We start from the raw sequence: 21,850 nt of genomic DNA, 5'->3' as shown, positions 1-21,850 counted from the left end.
CTGCCAGAGGCCCGGCCCTCCCTGTTCGAGCAGTTCGGCACCCGGTAGCGTCTCGATGAGCGGTGCAGATGACGAGCGGAAGGCATCCGATGCTGAAGCAGGTGGCGGAGGGCGTGCTGGTGCACGAGAGCGAGTTCCTCCAGAGCAATGCGGTAGTCGTGCAGGGTGCGGACGGCGTGCTGCTCATCGACCCGGGCATCACGGAAAACGAGCTGGCGGCCCTCGCGGCCGAGATCCGCGGGCTGGGCAGGCCCGTCGTGGCGGGCTTCTCCACGCATCCCGACTGGGACCACGTGCTCTGGCACCCGGACTTGGGCGATGCGCCGCGCTACGGGACCGCCCGTGGTGCGTCATCCATCCGAGAAGCGCTGTCGAAAGCCGACTGGAAGGACCGCATCGCCGAGGGATTGCCGCCGGAGCACGCCGACGAGATTCCCATGGAGCTGCTCGGTCTGATCACCGGTCTGCCCGCACAGGCCGAGCGCATTCCCTGGAGCGGCCCATCGATCCGCATCATCGAGCATCGGGCGCATGCTCCTGGTCATGCAGCGTTGCTGATCGAAGACCGGGGCGTCCTGGTCGCGGGCGACATGCTCTCCGACATCCTGATGCCCTTCCTCGACCTGGAGGCCGCCGATCCGATCGAGGACTACCTCGACGCGCTGCGACTCTTCGAGGATGTGGCGAACGACGTCGCTGTCGTCATCCCCGGGCACGGCTCCGTCGGCACTCGTGATCAGCTGCGGACGCGAATCGAATTGGACAGGGCCTACACCGAGGCTCTGCGCGACGGTCGTGATCCCGATGACCCCCGGGTCGGCCCGTCGGCCCCGCTGTACTGGCTCTCCGACGTACATGAATGGCAGGTGCAGCGGCTCGCCGCGAAGACAGCGAGCGACAAGGAGTCCGGATAGGCGCTTCGGGCTCTCGCCGAGTGCCCAGGACTCGCCAGGCCGGAGGGGCTCAGGTCTTGAGATCCTGCTGGGGGACGACGACCTCTCTGAGGATCAGCAGAAGCGAAGCCATCACCGGGAGTGCGAGGAGCACGCCGAGCACCCCCGCCAGCGCACCGCCCACAAGGGCCCCGATCAGCACCAGAGCGGCCGGAATCGCGATGGCCCGCGTCATCACCCGCGGGCTCACCACGTACGACTCGAGCTGGATGTAGATCAGGTAGGCGATGCCGAAGATCAGCGCCTGGTCGGGGCTCGAGAACAACGCGACGATGGTGGCCACGATCCAGAAGATCACGGAGCCGAACAGCGGAATCAGGGTCACAACGAAAGCGATCACCGCCATCAGCGCGGGGAAGGGCAGGCCGATCAACAGGTGCAGCACGAAGACGACGCTCGCGTTGATCGACGAGAGGGTGACGGAGCCGATCAGAGCCCCACCGACCGACGCAGTGATCCGCTCGGTCATGTCGGAGAGCCGCGGACGGTTGCGGGCCGGTGCCAGCGCATAGAGCGCCTGCTTCATCCCGGTCAGGGAGGCGAGGAAGTACAGCGTCAAAGCGACCACGATGAAGCTGGCGGACACGAAGCTGGCCACTCCCAGGCCGACCGAGAGGGCACCGCCGGTGATGGCGGCCATCGTCTGCGGGTCGGAGAGCGAACCGGAGAGCTGGTCGAGTCCGGCTCCCAGCGAGGCTTGCAGGTCGTCGCTGAGGCTCATGAACCAGTCGGACTGCTGGATGTCGGTCATCGCCTGCGGGATCGACACGATGAATTCGACGATCTGCGCGAGGACCGGGGGCAGCACGAAGATCAGGAACAGGGCGACGAGCACGGCGAATCCGCCGAACACCACGGCGATGCCCGCCCCTCGCTTCATGCCGGCGCGCTCGAGCCGGCGCACGACGGGGTCGAGTCCGAGCGAGACGAACAGGGCGAGGACGATGTAGGTGAGTATGGTCGCGATCGAGCCGATCGCCGAGCCGATGAGAAGTGCTCCGAGTACGCCGAGGGTGGCCACGAAGGCCACCACCAGTGGGTGGTCCACCATGGCGAGGATGCCGCGGCGCCTCGCCGAGGGTGCGCCGGCCCGGCGCTCGTCCACCGCTGGTGAAGGGCTCGCCACCTCGCTCGTGGTTACGGCGGCGGCGTGCCCGCGCTCTGACACTGCAGCATCCGTCGGTTCGCTCATGGATGGACCGTATTCCGCCGCCCGCATCGGCCACATCATCCGCATCGGATGAACGCGACCGGGAGCGGGCTCTTCGTGCCCGACGCGGGCGCCGACGCCGGTTACTGCCGCGCCATGGCGATCCGCAGGCGCTCGTCCGGATCGATGAGATGGTCGTGGTCGTCATCCCCTGTGTCGATCTGCACCCAGTGGATCCGTCCGGTGAACCGGCTGGTGCGCGCCGAGTACTCCGGGCTCACCGAGGTGCCCGACTCGTAGCCGACGTCGGTTGTCTCATCGGCCGAAAAGATCATCGGCTGCGTCACGCCGACTCGCCCCGTTCCCACGGAGACGCCGTCGTAGTAGAGGGTGACCCCGCCGCCCTTCGCGAGGCCCCCGCCGTCGTAGGCGAACTCCACGCGCACCTGGTGTTTCCCCGGCTCCAGCAGGGCATCCGCGACGGTGGCGAAGGAGTGGATGCCGAGCACGTTGTACACGAAGTTGACCTTGCCGCCGGTGAAGAAGACGCTCCATCCCCCGAACCGGCCGCCCTGCGCGATGACGACACCCTCCGCACCCTTTTCGGGTACGTCGACCTCGGCGGTCACTGAGAACGACTTGTTCTTGATGCTCACCACGCTGCTCTCCGAAAGCCGTCCCATGCCGCCGAACAGCAGCTGCGTGCTGCCGTGCAGCAGCGTCGGTCGGCCAGCGAGCTCGGGGTTGAGTCTCTCCCCCGTGCGGTCATCGATCGGCAGCACGTTGTACTTGACCGCTTCGATCAGCCAGAGTCGCTGCAGGTCACGAAGCTTCTCCGGGTGCTCGGCGGCGAGATTGCGCGCCTGGCTGTAATCGCTCGTCCCGTCATAGAGCTCCCAGACATCGTCATCCAGCGGCGGCACCGTTCCCCCCACGAGTTCCCATGGCGTGCGGTGCTTGGTGACTGCGCTCATTCCCTGGAAGTAGACGCCTCGGTTGCCGAACATCTCGAAGTACTGCAGGTCGTGCTGTTCTTCGGCGTGGGGTCGGTCGAAGGAGTACAGCATGCTTGTGCCTTCGATCGGGGCCTGCTGCACCCCGTTGACGACCGTCGGCTGGGGCAGACCGGCCGCCTCGAGGATGGTGGGTGCCACGTCGATGCAGTGGGTGAACTGGCTGCGAAGCCCGCCCTTCTCCTGGATGCCGTTCGGCCAGTGCACGATGGTGCCGTTGCGTGTGCCCCCCCAGTGCGATGCGACCTGCTTCGTCCACTGGAAGGGAGCGTTCATGGCCCACGCCCAGCCCACTGCGTAGTGGTTGTAGGAGCTCGGCGTGCCCAGTTCGTCGATCTTGGACGCGAGGAACTCGGGTGTCTCGAGGGCGCCCATTCCATTGAAGTTGGCCATCTCGTTGAACGCCCCGTTGAGCGTCCCTTCGGCCGAGGCGCCGTTGTCTCCGACGATGTAGTAGATCAGGGTGTTCTCGAGCACGCCCAGGTCCTCGATCGCGTCGATCACCCGCCCAACGTGGAAGTCGGTGTGCTCGAGGAAGCCCGCGTACACCTCCATCTCGCGCTCCAGCACCGGCTTCAGCTCATCCGGCATGTCGTCCCATGCGGGGATGGCGTCGTGTCGGGCGGTCAGCTCCGTCTCGGGTGGAATGACCCCGAGCTCCTTCTGCCGGGCGAATGTGCGCTCGCGCCGCGCGTCCCATCCGTCGGCGAACTGCCCCTTGTACTTGTCAGCCCACTCCACCGGCACGTGATGCGGCGCATGAGTGGCGCCGGGGGCGAAGTACACGAAGAACGGCTTCTCGGGCATCAGGGCCTTCTGCGTCCGGATCCAGCTCACGGCGCGATCGGCGAGGTCCTCGGTGAGGTGGTACCCCTCCTCCGGTGTCGTCGGCGGCTCGACGGGGGTCGTGCCGTCGTACAGGGCCGGCTCGTACTGGTTGTTCTCCCCGCCGATGAAGCCGTAGAACGTCTCGAACCCGCCGCCGCCCGAGGGCCACGCGTCGAACGGCCCCATCGGCGAGGACTGCCAGACCGGCACCTCGTGACACTTGCCGAACTGTGCGGTGGAGTACCCGTTGAGTTTCAGCGTCATGGCGAGAGGAGCCTTGGTGTTCGGCCGCAGCGAGCTGTTGCCCGGCGCGGAGGTGGCGGTCTCGGTGATGCTCCCCATCCCGACCGAGTGGTGGTTGCGGCCGGTGAGCATCGCCTGCCGGGTCGGCGCACAGAGTGCCGTGGTGTGGAACCGGTTGTACTTCAGGCCGCCGGCGGCGAGCTTCTCCGCGTTCGGGGTGCTGCATGGCCCGCCGAAGGCGCTCGACGCACCGAACCCGACATCATCCAGCAGCACGATCAGGACGTTCGGAGCGCCATCGGGCGGCAGCAACGGTGTGATCGGCGGGAACGAGGTTGCCGGGTCTTTCGCATCGTACGTCGTCAGCCCGGGGGGCTGGATGTCGGGAATGGGCAGCATCGTACGTGCATGACGGTCAGGAGACATGAGCGTTCCTTCTTCCTCGGATGTCGACACCCCAGACAACCGCGTTCGAGGGGGGATGGCGTCACCCGTTTCGAATGATGCAGGTGCTGCTGGAATCGCTCTGCCCGCCGCCGAAGTCAACCCTGTGGTTTCGTGAGCCGATGCGTGGCACGCTGAGGACCAGCCGCCTCCGCCGCGGCGGAACGGCGGCGGCATCCCGGAAAGGAGCGTCCCAGATGAGTGCCGACAGAGAACTCAGCGAGAACCCGCCTGGCGCAGACGAAGTCGATGCCGTCGAGCGGGTCGTCGAAGAGGTACGCGATGAGATCCGGCATGGACATGTGGAAGACGATGTGACCCATGTCCTGGAGGAGCGGCTTCACGAAGTCGGTGTGGATCTGCGGCCGCGAGAGGATCGATGACCTCGCGGAGGACATCGAGAACGACGTCTCGACCTGACGCAATGACGTCTCGACCTGACGCGGAGTGTCGTGTCGGCGACCCAGAACGCGGTGCGGGCTTTCGGCGTGACGGTCAGCGCCCCGTCGGGGGCAGCTTGTCGACGCCGTGACGGTTCGGCTTATCGGGCTCGGCGGCGGTCGCGGGCGACGCCGGGGATCCGCCTGTGGCCTCACCGGTATCCGGGTAGTGCGGCTCCTCGATGTCGATCGCGTCGTCGCGTTCTTCCGGCGGCGGCAGGTGGTCCAAGGGCCGTTTGATGTCGTCTCGATCGTTCATGAAGCCAGCTTCCGCGTTCGCAGGGCACTCCTGCAGGGGCTTGCCATCCGCGAATCGTCCTGATCCGGCGCCGGTCGCACCGACCGCGATGCCCGCTTAGAGGGCATCGGCGATCTCCTCGTCGACGTGGTCCCATTCCTCTTCGGTGGTCGCCTGCTGTGGCCGCGCGATCGCGTCGATGCGTTCACGCATCTCCTTTATCGCCTGGCCGTTCTCCGGCGGGTCGAGCTCGCTGTTCGTGGTCTCGATCATCAGGACCGTGTTCGCATTGAGGAGGAAGGACGCCTCCACCGTGTTGCCGTCCGGGCTGATGCAGCTCAGCGTCACGGTGTCTGCCGCCGATGTGTCTGAGAGCAGACGCGCATACTCCAGCAGCGTGTCCGCTTCCTCGTCGCCCATGAACAGGGCCTTGTCGCCGAAGGTCACGTGCTTCATGCACGCCACGGTAGGACTGAGACCGCGATCCGGCGCGGGGGTTGACAACGTCCGGGCGCCGTGGGGAGGGTCAGATGTTGAAGGGTGTAAGCACATCGATCCCGCCGACGCCAGCCCCTGTTTCGCAGTTCGCAAGCGGCGCATCGTACCTGCCATGGGCACCTTCATCTACGGCACGCACGGCCTCGAAGTGGACATCGAAGACCATACCCTGCGGCACTTGCGCGACGTCATCACCTCCAAGCTGCGCAAGCGCGAGTGCTTCTGTCTCACTCTCCCGGATCGGTCGCGCGGAGAGCTGACCGTCTGGATGGACGCATCGATTCCCGTTGCGTTCCGTCTCGACGAGGATGGTGCCGACGAGGGGCTCAACGGAGCGTGGCTGCTGCGATTGCACGAAGCCGCAGATCACCCCGCGGGACTGCACATCATGGACGAACCCCCGCGTCGCGTGGCCCCGATCGGACTCATCGCCTGAAGGGCATCGACCATCGATCAGTCGGTTCGTCGGTGCGGCAGGCCGTCCTGGATCGCCTGTCGGATCCTCCACACGGGGAAGCCGCTGATTTCGGCGATCAAGTCGACATCGAACCCGTGGGTGAAATACGCCACTCGCACGGATCGGATGCGGGTGGGGGTGTCGGCGAGGGCAAGGGCGAATTCGGTGGCGTAGCGCTCCCAGACGCTGATCTCGTACTGCGGTGACGTCACGCCATCCTCACCTCCTCGCCGTTCTGAACTGTCAGACCCGTCGCATCGCTCGTGCGATGGTAGAACAACCGTGTTAACGCAATGATTCCGGATGCTACGGCGGACTGCATGCTGTGAATGTCGGCGCGGGCGTTGAGCCTCGCCCGCATCAGTTGTGCGTCACGGCGATGGCGGCAGCCACGACATCCCGGCACTCGCCCGTCATCGTCCATGCCTCTCGCTGTTCGGACGCCCCCGTCCCGCGATCCAGCATTCGGGAGAGGCTGGCCCGGATCAGTGTGCTCTCCATCGGGGACTCGAAGCCCTCCTCGATGTGGCTCAACAGAGCCGCGACGGCTTCCCGGGCGGTGCACTGCATACGGGTGATCGGGTGCACCAGGTTCTCACTCAGCCCGAAACGGCTGGCACGCCACGACGCCAGACGCAGAACCGATGTCGAGATATCGTCGGCCTCTTCCCCTGCGCGCCACCGGCGCGCGGCCGTTTCGATGAGGGCGCGGATGAGAACGGCGATGGTAGCTGCGTCGTCCGGGCGGAGGCACACGTCCGCGATACGGACCTCCACGGTGGGCGCGTGCGCAGAGAGGCGCGCGTCGAAGTAGATCATGCCCTCGTCGAGGGAGACGCCGGTCTCGAGTATCGCCTCGATCGCGGCCCGGTAACCCTCCGCGCTTCCGAAGCGGTCGTAGGGTCCGGCGGTGGGCCATCGCCCCCATGCCTGATAGCGGTAACTGGCGAAGCCGGTGTCCTTGCCCTGCCAGAACGGGGAGTTCGCGCTCATCGCGAGCAGCACCGGCAGCCAGGGGCGGATGCGGTCGAGGACCGCGACGCCTTCGTCTGGCGACTCGATGTCGACGTGCACATGGAAACCGCAGGTGAGCTGCTCCACCATGGTCAGCCCGAATCGCTCGCCCATCCGCTGGTAGCGCGCCGTGGACACGAGGTGAGGTTCGCAGGGGAGCGTCGCCGTCGCGAGGGCGACAGCACGTGCGCCCACACGCCCCGCAGCAAGGTCGGCCGCACGGCGCCCCTCGAGGATCGTGGCGGACAGCTGGTCCAGCGAGAGTCGGGGCGGACTGACGACTTCGATCTGCTCGCGTTTCACCTCGAACTCGAGGAGCGGGCGCGAGCCCTGCCAAGCACCGGCCGCTGCGTCCAGAAGATCCCCGGCGACGGGGACCGGGTGAAGAGTCTCCGCTCCTACCAGCAGCAGCTCTTCCTCCACGCCGATCGATCGGATGCGGCGGCTGGCGGCCACCCCGCTGCGACGCAGGGGTGCGGCAGACGTGGTGCGGGGATCCATGGCGTCATCCTTCGACCAATGCCGCGTCTCACCGCCCACAGCTCGCGCGCACGCACGAGGGGCTCGACGAGGCCTCCGGGAAACAGTACTCCCGCCGGCGCGTCGGCCACCAGACAAGGGCGGAAGCCCCGATCCGACGATGTCCTCTCGCCGCTTCTCCAAGTCGAGCCGATCGCAGCATCGATGCGTCGGATAATCGAGCACGTCACCGCCCGGCCGGCCGTGGGTGCCGGTGTAGCCTCGGACGTGAATAGGCGATGCAGCGCCTCATCGCACACCCTCGTGAGGTGCCTATGGCCAGGTGGACCGCCAATCGACTGGTTCGAACGGGAGCCGCATCGCGGTGGGGCCGCTTCATGCTGCGAGTCGGCCGCGAAGTGGGCGGCATTCAGCTCGTCGACCGCGGCATGACCCTTGCCGCCCACGCCTTCACGTCGGTGCTGCCCATCCTGATCGTCGCGGGGGCGGTCCGCTCACGGCTCGACCCGCAGAGCGGTCCGATCGTGGCCGAGCACCTGGGGCTCGACGCGGCGACCGCCGAGATCCTCGAGAAGTCTCTGCCCGGCGGCGCGCAGGAACTGCGCGCGACCGGTGTGATCGGCGTCGTGCTCCTGGTGATCGCCGCCACTTCGTTCGCACGGGCATTGGAACGCAGCGTTCGGACGATCTGGCGCGCGCCCGCATCGAGCGTCAAGTCCGCGTGGCGTTGGTTCGCCGCGGTCATCGCGGTGATCGCTGGGCTCTCGGTGGTCGTCGCCTCCCGGATCTTGCTGCGCGGTGACGGTGCCGCGTCGGTGGTCGGATTCGCGGTGGAAGTGGCGGCCTGGGCTCTGCTCTGGTGGATCGCCTCCTGGCTGGTGGTCAATCGACGCGTCACCCTGCGACAGCTTCTCCCCGGCGCGCTGCTGGCAGGGGCGGGCTTTGCCACGGCCGGATTGCTGGGCCGTCTGGTGCTGCCACCGCTCCTGGCCGACTCGGCGAACCGATTCGGCGTGCTGGGTATGGCGTTCACCTACATCGGCTGGCTGCTGGTGCTTGCGTGGATCCTGCTGATCGCCATGGCCGTCGGTCGCGTCGCGTATCTGAGCCAAAGCGGGCGGGCGTGGCGCAACTCGGTCTCGTATCCCGCAGGCCGCGCCGCATCAGGCGAACGGCGAACTTCGCCGAACGTCTAGGCAGAGCGCGCGTCGGCCCCCGGAGCCCACGTCCCCACCGTGCCGGGACGGCGAGAGATGCCCGGCACCGGCTGCATGGCCGGTCCGCTTCGCATGAGTGCGAACGCTCGCTGAGCGACCGTTCTGGCCGCGGGACGGTCTGTGGGATCGGGGGCGGTCATGCGCCGGAGGAGTCGCGACCATCCACGTGGCAATTGTTCAGGGATGCGCGGCGGCTCGAGCAGCCGCGCGATGGCAGCACCGATCCCGGCGGCATCCGGAAACGCCCGTTGCCCAGTCATCGCTTCCACGAGGACGAGTCCGAGGGCGTAGATGTCGGCGGAGGGGCCGATGTCCTCGTCGCGAACTTGCTCCGGCGCCAGATATGCAGTGGTTCCCACCGCGACGCCGTGCGACTGCGCGGACCCACCGTCCATCATGGAGGCGACGCCGAAGTCGGCGAGCTTCGCATGATAGGAGCGCCCGGGCATGTCGGTGTGGGTGAGCAGGATGTTCAATGGCTTGACGTCACGGTGCACGATCCCCGCCCCATGCACGGCGTGCAACGCGGACGCAAGGTCGCACGCCAGGTATGCCACGTCCCGCATGTCCAACGGGCCGTTCAGCAGCTGGTGGGCGAGCGTCGGGCCGTCGACGAACTCCATGACCAGGTACCCGGGCTCGCCGGGAGTGAGGTTGGCGTTGAGGAGCGTGACCAGCGCGGGATGATCCAACGACGCGAGAAGTGCCACTTCGTTTCGCGCCTCGGCCAGTCCCGTGCCGGTATCCGAGTCGTCCCGTAGCATCTTTATCGCGACCGTGCGTTCACGTGCGAGGTCGTCTGCCCGGTACACCTTCGCGGTCGCGCCCTGGCCGACGCATTCGTGCAACCGGTAGCGCCCATCGAGCATCGCGAACGTCGCGCTTGCTTCCGCCTGTGCCATCTCGTCCTCCAGCGGCGCGAAAACCTGCATCTCGCCGCACTCCCAGACGGACGGTACCGCGACGACGTTCCGCTTCTCGCCCCGTTGACAACGAGCGCGGGACGTGCAAATACGAGTGATGAAGTCGACGACCGCGCGGGCGGCTGAGCGGGAAGCGCCGGGCACGCACTGCCGGAGACGTCGCGCGCTGGCCGCAAAACGTGCAATCCTCAGCGCCCGCCGGTTCGTAACGTTCCGGCATGGATGTGGATGCGATGTTTCGGTCGGTTCCTCTGTCGGGCGGCCGCCTCCGAGTGCCGGGAGATGTCTGAAGGAAGGTTGACCCTCACGCAGCGTCAACCCTGCAGGCTTGGTCCATCGCCGCAGTGGGACGGAAGACGCCATGATCGACAGGACCTCGACCCCGACCTGGACCGGTTTGGTGCCGGTCGACGACACGGGTCTGGCTGTCACCGATTCGGGTGGCTCCGGGACGCCGGTCATTTACCTGAACGGCCAGTTCGCGACGCAGGGCTACTGGCGGCGGGTTCTCGCCGAACTCGGGCCGGACTGGCGGCACATCACCTACGACGAGCGGGCTCGAGGGCGCACGTCCGGACGTTCGGCGGACTACTCGTTCGAGGCCGCCGTCCGCGATGTCAGGGCCGTGCTCGATGCTCGTGGTGCCGACCGGGCGCTGGTGGTCGGGTGGTCGTACGGTGCATTCGTCGCCGCACACTGGGCGAGCCGCAATCCGGACCGGACGATCGGCGCGGTGCTGGTCGATGGGGCGCAGCCACACGACTGGCTCACAGACGAGATGGAGCAGGGCATCCGAACCGCCTTCCGTCGCCTGAGATGGCTGACGGTGCCGCTGCGCGTGACCGGGCTCACGCCGCGGATGACCGCGGTGGAGATGGCCGAATGCAACATCGAAGTCGGCCGGCTCGCGCGGGAACGGCAGCTCGGCCCGGTGATGGACAGAATCACCGTCCCGACGCGGTATGTCCTCGCATCCGGAACGTCGTTCGGGAGCAAGGGGGATGGGCAGGAGAAGATCCGGGCGAGCGTGCCCGCGGTGACCGAACGAAACCCGCACATCACGATTCACGCCAAGGTCGCCAGCAATCACGGCGCGATCCTCCGGAGGGACTTCCGCGCGATCGCCGAGGCGGTCCGCGGCGTCGCCGGTTGAGGCAGTCTGGAGCCCATGCTCTCGATCGGCCAACTGGCCTCCTACGCCGGGGTGACGGTGCGGACAGTCCGCCACTATCACCAGATCGGTCTGCTGCCCGAGCCGGAACGCGACCACTCCGGCTATCGCAGCTATGACACCGCCGCCGTGGTGCGGCTGATCCGGATCCGCGTGCTGGCGGACGCGGGTGTTCCCCTCGCCCGCGTGCAGGAGCTCCTCGTCGCCGACTCCGAGGAGTTCGCCCGCGCAGTCGGGGAGATCGACAAGGCCTTGAACGCCGACATCCGCCGCCTCCAGGCGAGTCGCAAGCGGATCGCGAAGCTCGCCGCCGGCGATCACCTGGCCCTTCCCCAGGTCGTCCTGGACTACCTGGACCGGCTGCGCGGGGTCGGCGTCGGTGAGGCCTACATCGAGCTCGAGCGGGACGCCTGGATCATGCTCGCGGCGCAGGATCCGCTCAGCATCGACGCCGTGATCGCCGAGAAGAACCGTCACCTGGATGAGGACCCGGACATGACGCGGCTCTACCGCCTCCTCGGCTCCGCGCCGGAATGGCCGCCGGGGGACCCCCGAGTCGTCGAACTCGCCGACCTCGTAGAGCACCTCCGCATCCGCGCAGTCCAGAGCGGCGAGCTGGAAATCGGCAACGCCGATCAGACGGAGCCGCTCACCGCCCTGCTGGACGCGGCCATGACCGAGTCGGCGCCGGTCGCTCGAGAGCTGCTGGCGATCCTCGAGCAGCGCGGGTGGCGTGGCTGGAATCGGCTCGAACGAATCCCCGAAGGGCGCATCCCCCCCATCGCCGAGTCCTCGCCGCCCGACCTCATCTCCACGACGAACCACGAGTCAGCAACCCCGCTCGAGGAGGCCTGACGCCGGCTCAACTTCCGTCGCGATCGCCCGCGAGCGTCGGCAACGACGAGGCCGGCGAGACGATTCTTGGCGATCGGTCGGGCCGCGGCGACAGCGCTGGTGGTGCGGTCTGCGAATGGGAGAGCCTGTTGTGTCGGGTGGGTGACGGGGCCGCCATTCTCGTGAGCAGCCACCACCTCGACGAAGTCGCCCGAGTCGCTCTTCGCTCTGCCTGTCCGCCGCTCGACCATCGCTCTGGCGAAACTCATCGTGTACGCGAGCTGGGCCGTGCTGATGAGCATCGCTCTCGCCGCCGCGCTGCTCCCGCTCGGCCTCGCCGCCGATCTGGGCCCGCCGTCCGGTGACACGTGGCCGGCGTTGGCGTGCCAGGTCTTCCTGGGCGCGATGACCGCCGCCACCCCCGCACAGCTGCTGCTGGTCCTTCCTTGCGTCGGCGCCTTCGTGCTGCTCGCCGCGGCATCCTGGCGGAGGATGCAGCTCGACCGGTGACCGAGCGCCGTCCTGTCGGTGGGGGAAGGATCAACGCTCGACGCGAAAGCGCTGACGGTCGGGGCCGGTCGATCGGTCATCGTTCTGTAATGGTCCACCCCAGTCCAGATGAGTCGGCAGTGACAGCCTGGACTGGTGAGTAACGACCGCGGGACGAGGGCGAAGGTCGCCGTCATCGGCGGCTCAGGCCTGTACGCGCTCTTCGACGATAAGGACTCGACGGCCTTCACCGTCGCCACGCCCTTCGGGGACGTGGAGCTCACCAGGGGCACGATCTGCGGCACCGAGGCGGTATTCGTGCCTCGGCACGGCGCCGATCACTGCGTCCCGCCGCATCTCATTCGTGCCCGTGCGGTGATCTGGGCGTTCGCGTCCACCGGGGTGCGCGTGCTCATATCGACCGCCGCCGTGGGCTCGCTCAACCCCGACCTGCCGGTCGGGACCATCGCTGTCGCCGACCAGCTCGTGGATCGCACGCACGGGCGAGCCGACTCGTACTTCGACGCATCGACGGTGCGGCATCTGCCCTTCGCCGATCCGTTCGACTCGCACGCGCGCCGCCTGGCGCTGGAGGCGTGCCCCGAGCTCGTCGACGGCGCGACGGTCCTGGTCATCCAGGGGCCTCGCTTCTCCACCCGCGCAGAGTCGAGGATCAACCGCTCGGCCGGAATCGACCTCGTCAACATGACGCTCTATCCCGAGGCCGCGCTCGCGGCCGAGCTGGGCATCGACATGGTCGCGCTCTGCGTCGTCACGGACGTCGACAGCGGCGAGCAGGCCGAGGAGGCCGTGACCGCGGAGATGGTCTTCGCCCGCCTCGCCGAGGCCCGGCCACATCTGGTCTCGGCGATCGAGCGCATCGCGTCATCCGTGCCCCTCGACTATGCCCCCCGTGAACTGATCGACGGCGCGGCTGTCGCCGAGGTACTGCGGATGGAAGCACAATGAGCCTTCTGCTGGTGACCGGTGGCGCGGGATTCATCGGCTCACGCGTCGTGAACGCCGCTCTTTCCGCCGGGTGGGACGTGCGAGTCCTCGACTTGCTCTCACCCGAGGTGCACCCCTCGACGCCGGCGATTTCCGCCAGCGTCGAGATCGTTCGAGCCGACGTCACCGACGCGCGTGCTCTGGATGGCTGCCTCGTGGGTGTCGACGTCGTCAGCCATCAGGCCGCGAAGGTGGGCATGGGCGTGGATGTCGCCGATGCGCCGGGTTACGTCCGGGCGAACGTGCTCGGCACCGGTGAGCTGATCGCGGCGCTCGCCAGGGCCGGAGTGCGCCGGCTCGTGCTCGCGTCGTCGATGGTGGTCTACGGAGAGGGGCGCTATGTCGGTTCCGACGGAGACGTCCGGCCCGGTCCCCGGTACGAGGGCGACCTGCGGACGGGGATGTTCGAACCGCGCGACCCGGTCACCGGGGAGATCCTGACGCCGGCGCTCACTGTGGAAGGCTCCCCGGTCGACCCGCGGAGTCTGTACGCCGTGTCGAAGCTCGCGCAGGAGCAGTTCGTTCAGGTCTGGGCGAAGGAGACGGGCGGCACCGCCGCGATGCTGCGCTATCACAACGTGTACGGTCCGGGCATGCCCCGCGACACCCCCTACGCCGGGGTCGCGGCGATCTTCCGCTCCGCGCTCGAGCGGGGGGAAGCGCCGAAGGTCTTCGAGGACGGCGGTCAGCGGCGCGACTTCGTCCACGTCGACGACATCGCGGCGGCGAATCTTCGTGCCGCCGAATGGACAGCGGATGCCGAACCCTCGACCGCGCGCCCGTTCAACGTCGGCTCCGGCAGGGTCTCGACGATCCTCGAGGTCGCGCAGCGGCTCTCGCTGGCCCACGGCGGGCCGGAGCCGGTCATCACGGGGCGATTCCGGGCGGGCGACGTGCGTCACATCACCGCGTCATCCGATCGCGCCCGCACCGAACTCGGCTGGGCGCCCATTGTGCCTTTCGCCGACGGCATGCGCGAGTTCGCGAAGGCGCCCCTTCGGGCCTGAGTTCAGGCGAAAGACTCTTCACGGCCCCGGGCCGTGCTCGGCAGGATCAGGTCGAAGCGGCATCCACCAGGCACGTTCCGCACGGTGACCTCGCCCTGGTGCGCGACGGCGATCCCCCGCACGATGGCGAGCCCCAGTCCGGCACCGCTGGAGCGCAGCGACTCGCCGAGCGCCTCGGGGTGCGCCTCCGGCGTGCGTGCGCTCGCACCCCGCCAGCCGGGCTCGAAGACGCGGTGCAGATCCTGCTCGTCGATGCCACCGCCGTTGTCGATGACGGTGATCGATGCCCGCCCGTCGACCACCGACGCCGCCACCGTGATCGGCGAACCGGCCGGCGTGTGCTGGATCGCGTTCAGAAGCAGGTTCGAGATCGCCCGAGACAGTTCCCGAGGATCCGCGTGCACGACGGCGTTGCGGCCGAGGCCCTCCTCGATCCGGATGTCGCGTCCGTGCGAGACGGGACGAAGATCCGCGACCGTGTCGGAGATCACGTCGTAGAGCGAGACGTCCTGCAGCGAGAGGCGCAGCGTACCCGAGTCGATCTTCGACAGCTCGAACAGGTCGTCGACCATCGCCGAGAGCCGGCTCACCTGCTCGCGCATCTGCCGGTGGTACCGCTGCGGATCGGTCGCGAGGTCATCCTCCAAAGCCTCCGCCATCGACATGATGCCGGCCAGCGGCGTGCGCAGATCATGCGCTATCCACGCGACGAGTTCGCGCCGCGACTCCTCGATGCGGTGCTCGCGCTCACGCGACGCGGCGAGCTTCGCGCTGGTGGCGACGAGCTCCGCCGCGAGAGCCCGGAACTCTGCGCTCGACTGCGGGCCGACGGCATCCACTCGCTCCCCGTCGCCGATGCTGCGAGCCGCCCGCGAGAGCGACCGCGCATTGCGCACCACGACGATGCCCAGGCATGCCACGAGCGCCAGCGAGACCGTCCCGGATATGACGGCGACGTTGACGGCGACCGTCAGGTCGTGGTCGGAGAGGAACATCAGCCACGACGCCCCGACCATGCTGAGGATCACCGCCAGCACCGCGGCGAAGATCAGGACGCACACCTGAACGATGAGCGACGATCGGCGCAGCGCCCACAGCGCCGCGAATGCGACACCCCCGACAGCGATCGTTATCGCGAGCGACAGCCCCGCCACCTGCAGCAGATCAGGCCAGCTCATCGGCATCCTCTCCGATGTCCAGGCGGTAGCCGACGCCCCACACCGTCGCGAGCAGCGTCGGCTGGGTCGAGTCAGGTTCGATCTTCTCGCGAAGGCGCCGCACGTGCACTGTGACCGTGGACAGGTCGCCGTACGTCCAGCCCCACACCGCGGTGAGCAGCTCCTCGCGGCTGAAGGCCTGGCGCGGGTGCTTGACCAGGAAGGAGAGCAGGTCGAACTCTCGCACGGTGAGGGGAAGCAGCCTGCCGTTCATCATCGCGACGCGGGCGGCAGGGTCGATGTGGAACGGTCCACGATCGAGGGCCGACTCCGGCGCGTATTCTCCGAGTGATCGGCGCAGCACCGACTGCACGCGCAGCACCAGCTCGCGCGGCGAGAACGGCTTCGTCAGGTAGTCGTCCGCCCCCGCCTCGAACCCCCGGATGCGTTCTTCCTCGCTGCCGAGCGCGGTCAGCAGGATGATGGGAGTCGCACTCGTGCGGCGGATGCGGCGGCACGCCTCGATCCCGTCGATGCCCGGCAGCATCCGGTCGAGCACGATGAGATCCGGCGAGATGCGCGCCTCGGCCTCGATCGCCTCGTAGCCGTCCCCGACGCGGTCCACCACGAAGCCCGCAGAGCGCAGGTACTCGGCGACGACCTCCGAAACGGTGGGATCGTCATCGACGACGAGCACGCGTCGATCGATGAGATCCTCGTTGCCCAGGGTGCGCGAGGCTTCGGCGATCACCTGCCCACAGTACGCCCGCGTGCGAGCGGCCAACGGGCCTCGGCGAGAGCCTTCCGCGTTCCGTAAGACTTTCGCGGTGACGCTGAAATCGCGCGAGCCTAGCGTCGGAGGATGGCTGACGTCGATCTCGTGCTCCCGTGCCTGAACGAGGCGGCGGCGCTGCCGTGGGTGCTGGGGCGCCTGCCGGCGGGGTATCGCGCGATCGTGGTCGACAACGGCTCGACCGACGGATCGGCCGAGGCGGCGCGAGCCGCGGGCGCGACCGTGGTCTTCGAAGCGCGGAAGGGATTCGGTGCCGCCGTCGCAGCGGGGATGGAGGCGGCCACCGCCCCGATCGTCGCGGTGTGCGACGCGGATGCCTCGCTGGATCCCGCCGACCTGCCGCGGCTCGTCGCACTGCTCGGCGACGGCGCCGACCTGGTGCTCGGCCGCCGGGTGCCCACGCAGCGCTCGGCATGGCCGGTGCATGCGCGCGTGGCCAACGCATTCCTCTCCCAGCACATCGCCCGCCTCGCGGGCGTCAAGGTCGCCGACATCGGTCCGATGCGGGCGGCGCGCACCGCCGCCCTTCAAGGGCTTGGCATCCGCGATCGGCGAAGCGGGTACCCGCTGGAAATGGTGCTGCGCGCGGCGGTGGCGGGCTGGCGGATCGTCGAGACGGATGTCGCCTACTCGCCGCGCATCGGAAGGTCGAAGGTCACCGGAACCGTGCGCGGCACGCTCACCGCAGTCAAGGACATGAACCGCGTCCTGCGCGAGGTGCGTGCATGAGCGTGCTCGTCGTGATCGCGAAGGCCTGCCTTCCGGGCAAAGTCAAGACACGTCTTCACCCGCCCTACACCCTCGAGGCGGCGGCGGCGATCGCCGAGGCCAGCCTGCGCGACACTCTCGGTACCGCCGCCCGAACCACCGCCGATCGACGCATCCTGTACTTCGACGGCGAGCCGAGCGGACTGCCCATCGAGGGATTCGAGGTCGTGCCGCAGCGTCAGGGCACCCTCGATCAGCGCATTGGGGCCCTGTTCGACCAGCTCGACGGGCCCACCCTGCTCATCGGCATGGACACCCCCCAGGTCACGCCCGCCGACCTGAGATGGCCCACCGACACGGATGCCGTGATCGGCATGGCCGAGGACGGTGGCTTCTGGGCTCTCGGTCTCCGGGCCCCTCGGGGTGACCTGGTGCGTGGCGTTCCCATGTCGCGCGCCGACACCGGAGCCCGGCAGCTCTCGGCCCTCGTCGGTGCGGGACTCACGGTCGAGCGGCTGCGCACGCTGCGCGACATCGACCTCGCCGCCGACGCCGCCGCGGTGGCGGCCGGCATCCCGGACTCCAGGCTCGCGCGAGCCGTTGCGGGTGCGACGCGAGAGGGGCGGGCGGCGTGAGCGGCCTGATCGCCTTCGGTGCCGGCGGCGACGAGCCCTACGCGCTGCTCCTCGGGGGAGGGGGCGGCGGTCGGCTCGCGTTGCGCAGGGTCGGGGAAGCGAGCCCCGTGCTGCAGCTCGACGTGGCGGATTGGAGCGCGCCGGCCAACCCGGTCGACGTGGCAGTGCTGAGGGGCCTCGCCGGACCGCTCCTCGACGTGGGCTGCGGCCCCGGCCGCATGCTGCGTGCCGCGGAGGAGAGGGGCCTGGCGGCGCTGGGCATCGACATCTCGGGGGAAGCGGCGTCGCATGCCGCGGCGGACGGCTCCCGCGTGCTGCACCGGTCGGTCTTCGAGCGGCTCCCGCTCGAGGGCAGCTGGGCGACGGTGCTGCTCATGGACGGGAACATCGGCATCGGGGGAGACCCGCGGGCTCTGCTTCAGCGCTGTGCTGAGCTGATGGCGGCGGATGGCGTGCTGGTCGTCGAGGTGGACGCGGATCCGGAACTGCACGAGTGTGCCGTCTTCACCGCGATCGGCGAAGAGGGGCACGAGAGCGGCGCCTTCCCGTGGGCGCGGCTCGGGTCGGCGGCGCTCGCGCGCATCGCTGGCGAATGCGGTCTCGTGCTCGGCGACGCCTGGGCGGCCGGCGACCGGCGGTTCGTCATGCTGCGACGCTTTACATCCCTCACACCGCCGGCATCCGTCGCGCCGCAGGCCTGACGCCCCCGTCATCCGTCAGACCACCCGCATGTGTCTCGCCCTAAGTTAGGGGCGTCGCCGCTGCCGGTCGAGCACCGCATGCAGCCCGATCGCGGCCGTCGCGGCGACGGCGAGCGCGACGAGCAGGATCGCGAGGTTGTCGCCGTAGTCCAGCGGCAGGATGCTGGGGTTCGCCGTTCCGACCGCCTTCTTGACGATCTCCGGCACGACGAGAAGCACCATGATCCCGCCGACGGCCAGCGCACCCTGCGCGACCAGGATCGACCGGTGCGGCATCCGTCCCTCGACCCGTCGACCCGCGAATGCGACCCCGAAGACGATCCCCGCGATCACGACGTCGTGCGCGATCAGCACTGCCACGAGCCACACGATGATCGCGGGATACTGCCGCGGCGGGATGTCGTTCAGCAGCACGATCCCCCCGATGACGGCAACCAGCACACCCGAGCCGATGAGAATCGTGCGGACGTCCTCCATCGTCCAGAAGCTTCACGTCCGCCGTGTGCGCGAGGGTCCGGGAACCGCGCTCACGCGATCACCTCGATCACACTGAGCCATTTCGTCTGGAGCACACCCGGTCGCCCTGGCGCGATGATGCGCGCGGGGTAGCCGTGGTCGATGTCGAGTTCTTCTCCGAACAGCTCGAGCGCGACGAGGGTCAGCGGATCGCGCGCGAACTCCGGCTGCATCTCGGTGACCCCGAAGTTGCCCCGCTGCTGCAGGCTGGTGATGCGCACGTGGGCGTCGGGGGCGGCGCCGACGGCGTCCAGCAGGTCGCTCAGGCGGGGCCCGCGCCACGCGGCGTCCTGGCTCCATCCCTCGACGCAGGCGATGGGCAGGACTTCCTCCCGCTGCGGAAGTGCCCTCAGCCGTGAGCGGGAGAAGACCTCCCGCGTGCTCCCGTTCACGATCGTCAGCGTCCACTCGGGTGCCGTGGCGGTATCGAGCACCCCCGCCGCTTTCGCGGTGCGATTGACCGGCAGGGTCTGGGGGCCGACGCCCTTCTTGCGGGGCGCGAAGGCGTTGAAAGGGTCGAGGATCCGGAACGACTGACCAGCCGTCGTGGCGACGAGGACGGTGGTCGCGACGGCCACGGTCGCGAAAAACCCCCGCCGGGTCTCGCGCACCGCGCGCGCCTCCCGTGGCGCGGGGGTCCGGTCCATCCACGCGAACACTCGCCCCGTCACCCCGTGCGCCTGTTGCCGGCCGGTCAGCCGCTGCAGCTCATCGGCGACCTCGAGCTCGGCATCCGGGTCTTCTCCGTCAATGACGAGCGTTCCATTCGCTGCGTACGCGTCGCGCTTGCGCCAGTACCGCGTGATCACCGGCAGCTTGACGCCGATATGGATGAGGAGCGAGCCCATCACGATCCACGACAGCGCATAGTGGGTCAGCCGGAACGAGAAGCCGAACAGTGCGTAGAGCTGGTACGTGTTCAGCAATCCGATCGTGATCTGCATGAGGGATGCCGCGACGAAGAGCGCGATGGACGCGCGTTCGACGAGGTGCCCGAACGAGCGCACCGGGGGGCTCTGGAAGAGTTCGGGGAAGACGGTGAAGAGCTTGGCGAACAGCAGCGGGAAGCACGCGATGCCGGCGGTGACGTGGATGCCCTGGGTCAGCTGGTAGATCCACACCGGCCGGTTCAGGAACACCATCCAGGGGAGCGGGTCCTGCAGGAAGTGGCTGTAGAGACCGGTGGCGAAGCAGGTCAGGAAGGCCAGCGCCAGCAGGCGCCCGAGAACCACGGCGTGCCGGGGGTTGCGCGCAGGGGACGCGACCGCATGCCTGATCTGGTGCAGGATGCGCTGCAGTCTCGCGGTGAGAAGCACTCGACCACCTCCTCGTCCAGCCGACTCTAGGGCGGGGGATCGCGGGGAATCGGGGGCAGATGTGACGAACCGCGGACGATAGACGTTCCGAGTACGTAAGGTCTCGGCCGGGCGCGGATACCGCCGGCTGTTTAGCCTCGGAATGTGACGAACGACCTGCTCGCCGCACCTCAGACGCGCTCGCGCGCGGTCGCCGCCGCGCCGTGGATCGGACTCGGCGTCGCCGTCCTGCTCATCGCCGCCGCGATGCTCTTCCCGCTGCTGTCGGGCCTGAACGTGCACGTGCGGTGGTTTCCCCCGCTGCACGCGCAGTGGATGCCGCGCGTGGGCCCCGGGACGCTCGCGGCGATCGTCGTGGCGATCCTCGCGATGCGATATGCCGTCGATCTGGCGGCCCGGATGCGCTGGCCCGCACTGCAGCTCGCGGCATTCGGCGCGGGCCTCGCTTGGATGCTGAGCCTCGCCACCGTCGACGGCGCGAAGGGCCTCTCGGCGATCCTGGAGACGCAGTATGAGTACCTGCGGACCGCTCGCGCCGTGACCGACGTCGGGGCGCTGCTGCGCGACTACATCGCGCACATCCCGCTCGACTCGCCCGACAACTGGCCGGTGCACATCGCAGGACATCCGCCCGGGGCGGTGCTGTTCTTCGTTGCGCTGGTGCACCTCGGGCTGGGAAGCGGGCTCGCGGCGGGGATGGCGGTGACCGTCGTGGCGGCGACGACGCCCGTCGCCGTGCTCCTCACCCTCCGCCGTCTGGGTGCCGAAACGGCCGCGAGGAGGGCCGCGCCCTTCCTCGTGCTCGGACCGGCGGCGATCTGGATGTCGGTCTCCGCCGACGCGATGTTCGCGGCCTTCGCCGCGTGGGGTCTGTGCGCCCTCGCGTTCGCAGCCACCGCGCGGCGGCCGGCTGCGACGGCCGGCTGGGCCGTGCTCGCCGGTCTTCTTCTGGGCTACTGCGTGCTGCTGTCGTACGGGCTGCCGCTGCTGGGCGTGCTCGCGGTCGCGATCCTGTTGCTCGCGCGCCGGTGGTCGCCGCTCCCGTGGGCGGCGGGGACGGCCGTGCTCGTCGTGCTCGCCTTCGCGGTGTCGGGCTTCGCATGGTGGGAGGCGTACCCCGTGCTTGTCGAGAGGTACTGGGCGGGCGTCGCCAGCAACCGGCCCTTCCCGTACTGGGTCTGGGCGAATCTGGCCGCGCTCGCGTTCAGCGCCGGCCCGCTCGTCGGCGCCGGGCTCGCGGTCGCCCTTCAGCGCGCGAGAGGACTGCGCTTCCGTGCGCGCGACGACGTGGTCGTCGTCGGGATCGCTCTCGCCGCCCTGGCGACGGTGCTGCTCGCCGATCTCTCGGGAATGAGCAAGGCGGAGGTCGAACGGATCTGGCTGCCATTCGTGCCGTGGCTGCTCGTGGGCACGGCGCTGCTCTCGTATCGATGGCGTCGCTGGGGCCTCGGCGGGCAGATCGTGTTCGCGCTCGCCGTGCAGCACGCGCTGGCGACCGGCTGGTAGGCGAAGCCCCGGCGAACACCGATCCGTCCGGAGTTCGTAACCTCGCGGCCGCGTCCTCGTTCGGGACGACGTGACGTTCCTCATCGTTGTTAGCCATGAACCGCAAGCTAC

At 68.7% G+C, this 21,850-nt stretch carries 24 protein-coding genes; 12 read left to right on the top strand and 12 right to left on the bottom strand.

All coding sequences use genetic code 11. The annotated features are described in order from the left end of the window. Positions 1–89: 89 nt before the first annotated feature. Positions 90–914 (top strand): MBL fold metallo-hydrolase, encoded by an 825-nt coding sequence (locus ACPW96_RS15125; RefSeq protein WP_425884065.1) that lies wholly within the window; start codon positions 90–92, stop codon positions 912–914. 49 nt (positions 915–963) lie between these two features. Here ACPW96_RS15125 and ACPW96_RS15120 read toward each other — a convergent pair whose 3' ends face one another. The 5 genes from ACPW96_RS15120 to ACPW96_RS15100 form a co-directional block, all read right to left on the bottom strand. Then, a complete protein-coding gene (locus ACPW96_RS15120) occupies positions 964–2,145 on the bottom strand; it encodes an AI-2E family transporter (RefSeq protein ID WP_425884064.1) in 1,182 nt (393 codons plus the stop codon). Positions 2,146–2,246: 101 nt separating this feature from the next. Continuing rightward, positions 2,247–4,613, bottom strand: a complete 2,367-nt coding sequence (locus tag ACPW96_RS15115) for an arylsulfatase (protein ID WP_425884062.1) — start codon at positions 4,611–4,613, stop codon at positions 2,247–2,249. A 116-nt stretch (positions 4,614–4,729) separates the two neighbouring features. Next, on the bottom strand, positions 4,730–4,933 hold the full coding sequence (locus tag ACPW96_RS15110) for a hypothetical protein (protein ID WP_425884061.1): 204 nt from the start codon (positions 4,931–4,933) through the stop codon (positions 4,730–4,732). Positions 4,934–5,126: 193 nt separating this feature from the next. Continuing rightward, the gene (locus ACPW96_RS15105; RefSeq protein WP_425884059.1) at positions 5,127–5,330 is read right to left on the bottom strand and encodes a hypothetical protein; all 204 of its coding nucleotides are present in this window, start codon (positions 5,328–5,330) and stop codon (positions 5,127–5,129) included. 96 nt (positions 5,331–5,426) lie between these two features. Then, the gene (locus tag ACPW96_RS15100; RefSeq protein WP_425820740.1) at positions 5,427–5,765 is read right to left on the bottom strand and encodes a hypothetical protein; all 339 of its coding nucleotides are present in this window, start codon (positions 5,763–5,765) and stop codon (positions 5,427–5,429) included. A gap of 154 nt (positions 5,766–5,919) precedes the next feature. Between ACPW96_RS15100 and ACPW96_RS15095 the strand changes: the two genes are divergently transcribed. Continuing rightward, positions 5,920–6,243, top strand: a complete 324-nt coding sequence (locus tag ACPW96_RS15095) for a hypothetical protein (protein ID WP_425820741.1) — start codon at positions 5,920–5,922, stop codon at positions 6,241–6,243. A 17-nt stretch (positions 6,244–6,260) separates the two neighbouring features. Here the strand turns inward: ACPW96_RS15095 and ACPW96_RS15090 are convergent, their stop codons facing one another. Next, complete coding sequence (locus ACPW96_RS15090) at positions 6,261–6,476, bottom strand: hypothetical protein (protein WP_425884057.1); 216 nt, start codon at positions 6,474–6,476, stop codon at positions 6,261–6,263. Between the two features lie 148 nt (positions 6,477–6,624). Next, positions 6,625–7,779, bottom strand: coding sequence for a glutamate--cysteine ligase (locus tag ACPW96_RS15085; RefSeq protein WP_425884055.1), 1,155 nt, complete (start codon positions 7,777–7,779; stop codon positions 6,625–6,627). 356 nt (positions 7,780–8,135) lie between these two features. On the opposite strand from ACPW96_RS15085, the gene ACPW96_RS15080 reads away from it, so the two are divergent. Continuing rightward, positions 8,136–8,954: a YhjD/YihY/BrkB family envelope integrity protein gene (locus ACPW96_RS15080; RefSeq protein WP_425820744.1), complete on the top strand. Its 819-nt coding sequence runs from the start codon at positions 8,136–8,138 to the stop codon at positions 8,952–8,954. Here ACPW96_RS15080 and ACPW96_RS15075 read toward each other — a convergent pair. Next, positions 8,951–9,907 (bottom strand): serine/threonine-protein kinase, encoded by a 957-nt coding sequence (locus tag ACPW96_RS15075; RefSeq protein ID WP_425884053.1) that lies wholly within the window; start codon positions 9,905–9,907, stop codon positions 8,951–8,953. The genes ACPW96_RS15080 and ACPW96_RS15075 overlap by 4 nt on opposite strands. Positions 9,908–10,259: 352 nt before the next feature. Here ACPW96_RS15075 and ACPW96_RS15070 point away from each other — a divergent pair, with 352 nt between their 5' ends. The 5 genes from ACPW96_RS15070 to ACPW96_RS15050 all read left to right on the top strand — a co-directional run bounded on the left by ACPW96_RS15070 (position 10,260) and on the right by ACPW96_RS15050 (position 14,407). After that, on the top strand, positions 10,260–11,051 hold the full coding sequence (locus tag ACPW96_RS15070) for an alpha/beta fold hydrolase (protein ID WP_425884052.1): 792 nt from the start codon (positions 10,260–10,262) through the stop codon (positions 11,049–11,051). Between the two features lie 15 nt (positions 11,052–11,066). Next, the gene (locus ACPW96_RS15065) at positions 11,067–11,924 is read left to right on the top strand and encodes a MerR family transcriptional regulator (RefSeq protein WP_425884050.1); all 858 of its coding nucleotides are present in this window, start codon (positions 11,067–11,069) and stop codon (positions 11,922–11,924) included. Between the two features lie 273 nt (positions 11,925–12,197). Continuing rightward, positions 12,198–12,413: a hypothetical protein gene (locus tag ACPW96_RS15060; protein ID WP_425884048.1), complete on the top strand. Its 216-nt coding sequence runs from the start codon at positions 12,198–12,200 to the stop codon at positions 12,411–12,413. 135 nt (positions 12,414–12,548) lie between these two features. After that, entirely contained in the window at positions 12,549–13,361 is an 813-nt protein-coding gene (locus tag ACPW96_RS15055; RefSeq protein WP_425884046.1) for an MTAP family purine nucleoside phosphorylase, read from the top strand. Next, positions 13,358–14,407, top strand: a complete 1,050-nt coding sequence (locus tag ACPW96_RS15050) for an NAD-dependent epimerase/dehydratase family protein (protein WP_425884044.1) — start codon at positions 13,358–13,360, stop codon at positions 14,405–14,407. Before ACPW96_RS15055 ends, ACPW96_RS15050 begins: the two co-directional genes overlap by 4 nt. 2 nt (positions 14,408–14,409) lie before the next feature. Here the strand turns inward: ACPW96_RS15050 and ACPW96_RS15045 are convergent, their stop codons facing one another. Together ACPW96_RS15045 and ACPW96_RS15040 are read right to left on the bottom strand one after the other, a co-directional pair. After that, positions 14,410–15,585: a sensor histidine kinase gene (locus ACPW96_RS15045; RefSeq protein ID WP_425884042.1), complete on the bottom strand. Its 1,176-nt coding sequence runs from the start codon at positions 15,583–15,585 to the stop codon at positions 14,410–14,412. After that, the gene (locus ACPW96_RS15040) at positions 15,572–16,315 is read right to left on the bottom strand and encodes a response regulator transcription factor (RefSeq protein ID WP_425884040.1); all 744 of its coding nucleotides are present in this window, start codon (positions 16,313–16,315) and stop codon (positions 15,572–15,574) included. Before ACPW96_RS15040 ends, ACPW96_RS15045 begins: the two co-directional genes overlap by 14 nt. Before the next feature lie 111 nt (positions 16,316–16,426). Between ACPW96_RS15040 and ACPW96_RS15035 the strand changes: the two genes are divergently transcribed. The 3 genes from ACPW96_RS15035 to ACPW96_RS15025 are packed head-to-tail and all read left to right on the top strand — an operon-like array spanning position 16,427 to position 18,401. Beyond that, the gene (locus ACPW96_RS15035) at positions 16,427–17,086 is read left to right on the top strand and encodes a glycosyltransferase family 2 protein (RefSeq protein ID WP_425884039.1); all 660 of its coding nucleotides are present in this window, start codon (positions 16,427–16,429) and stop codon (positions 17,084–17,086) included. Further along, positions 17,083–17,700, top strand: coding sequence for a TIGR04282 family arsenosugar biosynthesis glycosyltransferase (locus ACPW96_RS15030; protein ID WP_425820753.1), 618 nt, complete (start codon positions 17,083–17,085; stop codon positions 17,698–17,700). The genes ACPW96_RS15035 and ACPW96_RS15030 overlap by 4 nt, the downstream gene beginning before the upstream one ends. Then, positions 17,697–18,401 carry a class I SAM-dependent methyltransferase gene (locus ACPW96_RS15025; protein WP_425820754.1) on the top strand — a complete coding sequence of 235 codons (705 nt, stop codon included), beginning with the start codon at positions 17,697–17,699 and terminating at the stop codon, positions 18,399–18,401. The genes ACPW96_RS15030 and ACPW96_RS15025 overlap by 4 nt, the downstream gene beginning before the upstream one ends. 45 nt (positions 18,402–18,446) lie before the next feature. Here the strand turns inward: ACPW96_RS15025 and ACPW96_RS15020 are convergent, their stop codons facing one another. Beyond that, complete coding sequence (locus ACPW96_RS15020) at positions 18,447–18,878, bottom strand: hypothetical protein (RefSeq protein WP_425884038.1); 432 nt, start codon at positions 18,876–18,878, stop codon at positions 18,447–18,449. 50 nt (positions 18,879–18,928) lie between these two features. After that, positions 18,929–20,233: a molybdopterin-dependent oxidoreductase gene (locus ACPW96_RS15015; protein ID WP_425820756.1), complete on the bottom strand. Its 1,305-nt coding sequence runs from the start codon at positions 20,231–20,233 to the stop codon at positions 18,929–18,931. Positions 20,234–20,377: 144 nt separating this feature from the next. Here ACPW96_RS15015 and ACPW96_RS15010 point away from each other — a divergent pair, with 144 nt between their 5' ends. Beyond that, the gene (locus tag ACPW96_RS15010; RefSeq protein ID WP_425884036.1) at positions 20,378–21,739 is read left to right on the top strand and encodes a hypothetical protein; all 1,362 of its coding nucleotides are present in this window, start codon (positions 20,378–20,380) and stop codon (positions 21,737–21,739) included. The last annotated feature ends 111 nt before the right edge of the window (positions 21,740–21,850 follow it).

The sequence above is a fragment of the Micromonospora sp. DT81.3 genome (assembly GCF_049847225.1).
Classification (GTDB): domain Bacteria; phylum Actinomycetota; class Actinomycetes; order Actinomycetales; family Microbacteriaceae; genus Microbacterium.
Note: the sequence above shows the minus strand (reverse complement) of the source record. Positions and strands in the feature narration are given on the sequence as shown.

Bases quoted from the DNA above. Each gene is read 5' to 3' on its own strand.
- ACPW96_RS15065 (WP_425884050.1), top strand. From the start codon at position 11,067: ATGCTCTCGATCGGCCAACTGGCCTCCTACGCCGGGGTGACGGTGCGG.
- ACPW96_RS15120 (WP_425884064.1), bottom strand. From the start codon at position 2,145: ATGAGCGAACCGACGGATGCTGCAGTGTCAGAGCGCGGGCACGCCGCC.
- ACPW96_RS15075 (WP_425884053.1), bottom strand. From the start codon at position 9,907: ATGCAGGTTTTCGCGCCGCTGGAGGACGAGATGGCACAGGCGGAAGCA.
- ACPW96_RS15030 (WP_425820753.1), top strand. From the start codon at position 17,083: ATGAGCGTGCTCGTCGTGATCGCGAAGGCCTGCCTTCCGGGCAAAGTC.
- ACPW96_RS15095 (WP_425820741.1), top strand. From the start codon at position 5,920: ATGGGCACCTTCATCTACGGCACGCACGGCCTCGAAGTGGACATCGAA.
- ACPW96_RS15105 (WP_425884059.1), bottom strand. From the start codon at position 5,330: ATGAACGATCGAGACGACATCAAACGGCCCTTGGACCACCTGCCGCCG.
- ACPW96_RS15060 (WP_425884048.1), top strand. From the start codon at position 12,198: ATGAGCATCGCTCTCGCCGCCGCGCTGCTCCCGCTCGGCCTCGCCGCC.
- ACPW96_RS15070 (WP_425884052.1), top strand. From the start codon at position 10,260: ATGATCGACAGGACCTCGACCCCGACCTGGACCGGTTTGGTGCCGGTC.
- ACPW96_RS15080 (WP_425820744.1), top strand. From the start codon at position 8,136: ATGCTGCGAGTCGGCCGCGAAGTGGGCGGCATTCAGCTCGTCGACCGC.
- ACPW96_RS15020 (WP_425884038.1), bottom strand. From the start codon at position 18,878: ATGGAGGACGTCCGCACGATTCTCATCGGCTCGGGTGTGCTGGTTGCC.
- ACPW96_RS15110 (WP_425884061.1), bottom strand. From the start codon at position 4,933: ATGTCCATGCCGGATCTCATCGCGTACCTCTTCGACGACCCGCTCGAC.
- ACPW96_RS15115 (WP_425884062.1), bottom strand. From the start codon at position 4,613: ATGTCTCCTGACCGTCATGCACGTACGATGCTGCCCATTCCCGACATC.
- ACPW96_RS15125 (WP_425884065.1), top strand. From the start codon at position 90: ATGCTGAAGCAGGTGGCGGAGGGCGTGCTGGTGCACGAGAGCGAGTTC.
- ACPW96_RS15100 (WP_425820740.1), bottom strand. From the start codon at position 5,765: ATGAAGCACGTGACCTTCGGCGACAAGGCCCTGTTCATGGGCGACGAG.
- ACPW96_RS15035 (WP_425884039.1), top strand. From the start codon at position 16,427: ATGGCTGACGTCGATCTCGTGCTCCCGTGCCTGAACGAGGCGGCGGCG.
- ACPW96_RS15050 (WP_425884044.1), top strand. From the start codon at position 13,358: ATGAGCCTTCTGCTGGTGACCGGTGGCGCGGGATTCATCGGCTCACGC.
- ACPW96_RS15085 (WP_425884055.1), bottom strand. From the start codon at position 7,779: ATGGATCCCCGCACCACGTCTGCCGCACCCCTGCGTCGCAGCGGGGTG.
- ACPW96_RS15045 (WP_425884042.1), bottom strand. From the start codon at position 15,585: ATGAGCTGGCCTGATCTGCTGCAGGTGGCGGGGCTGTCGCTCGCGATA.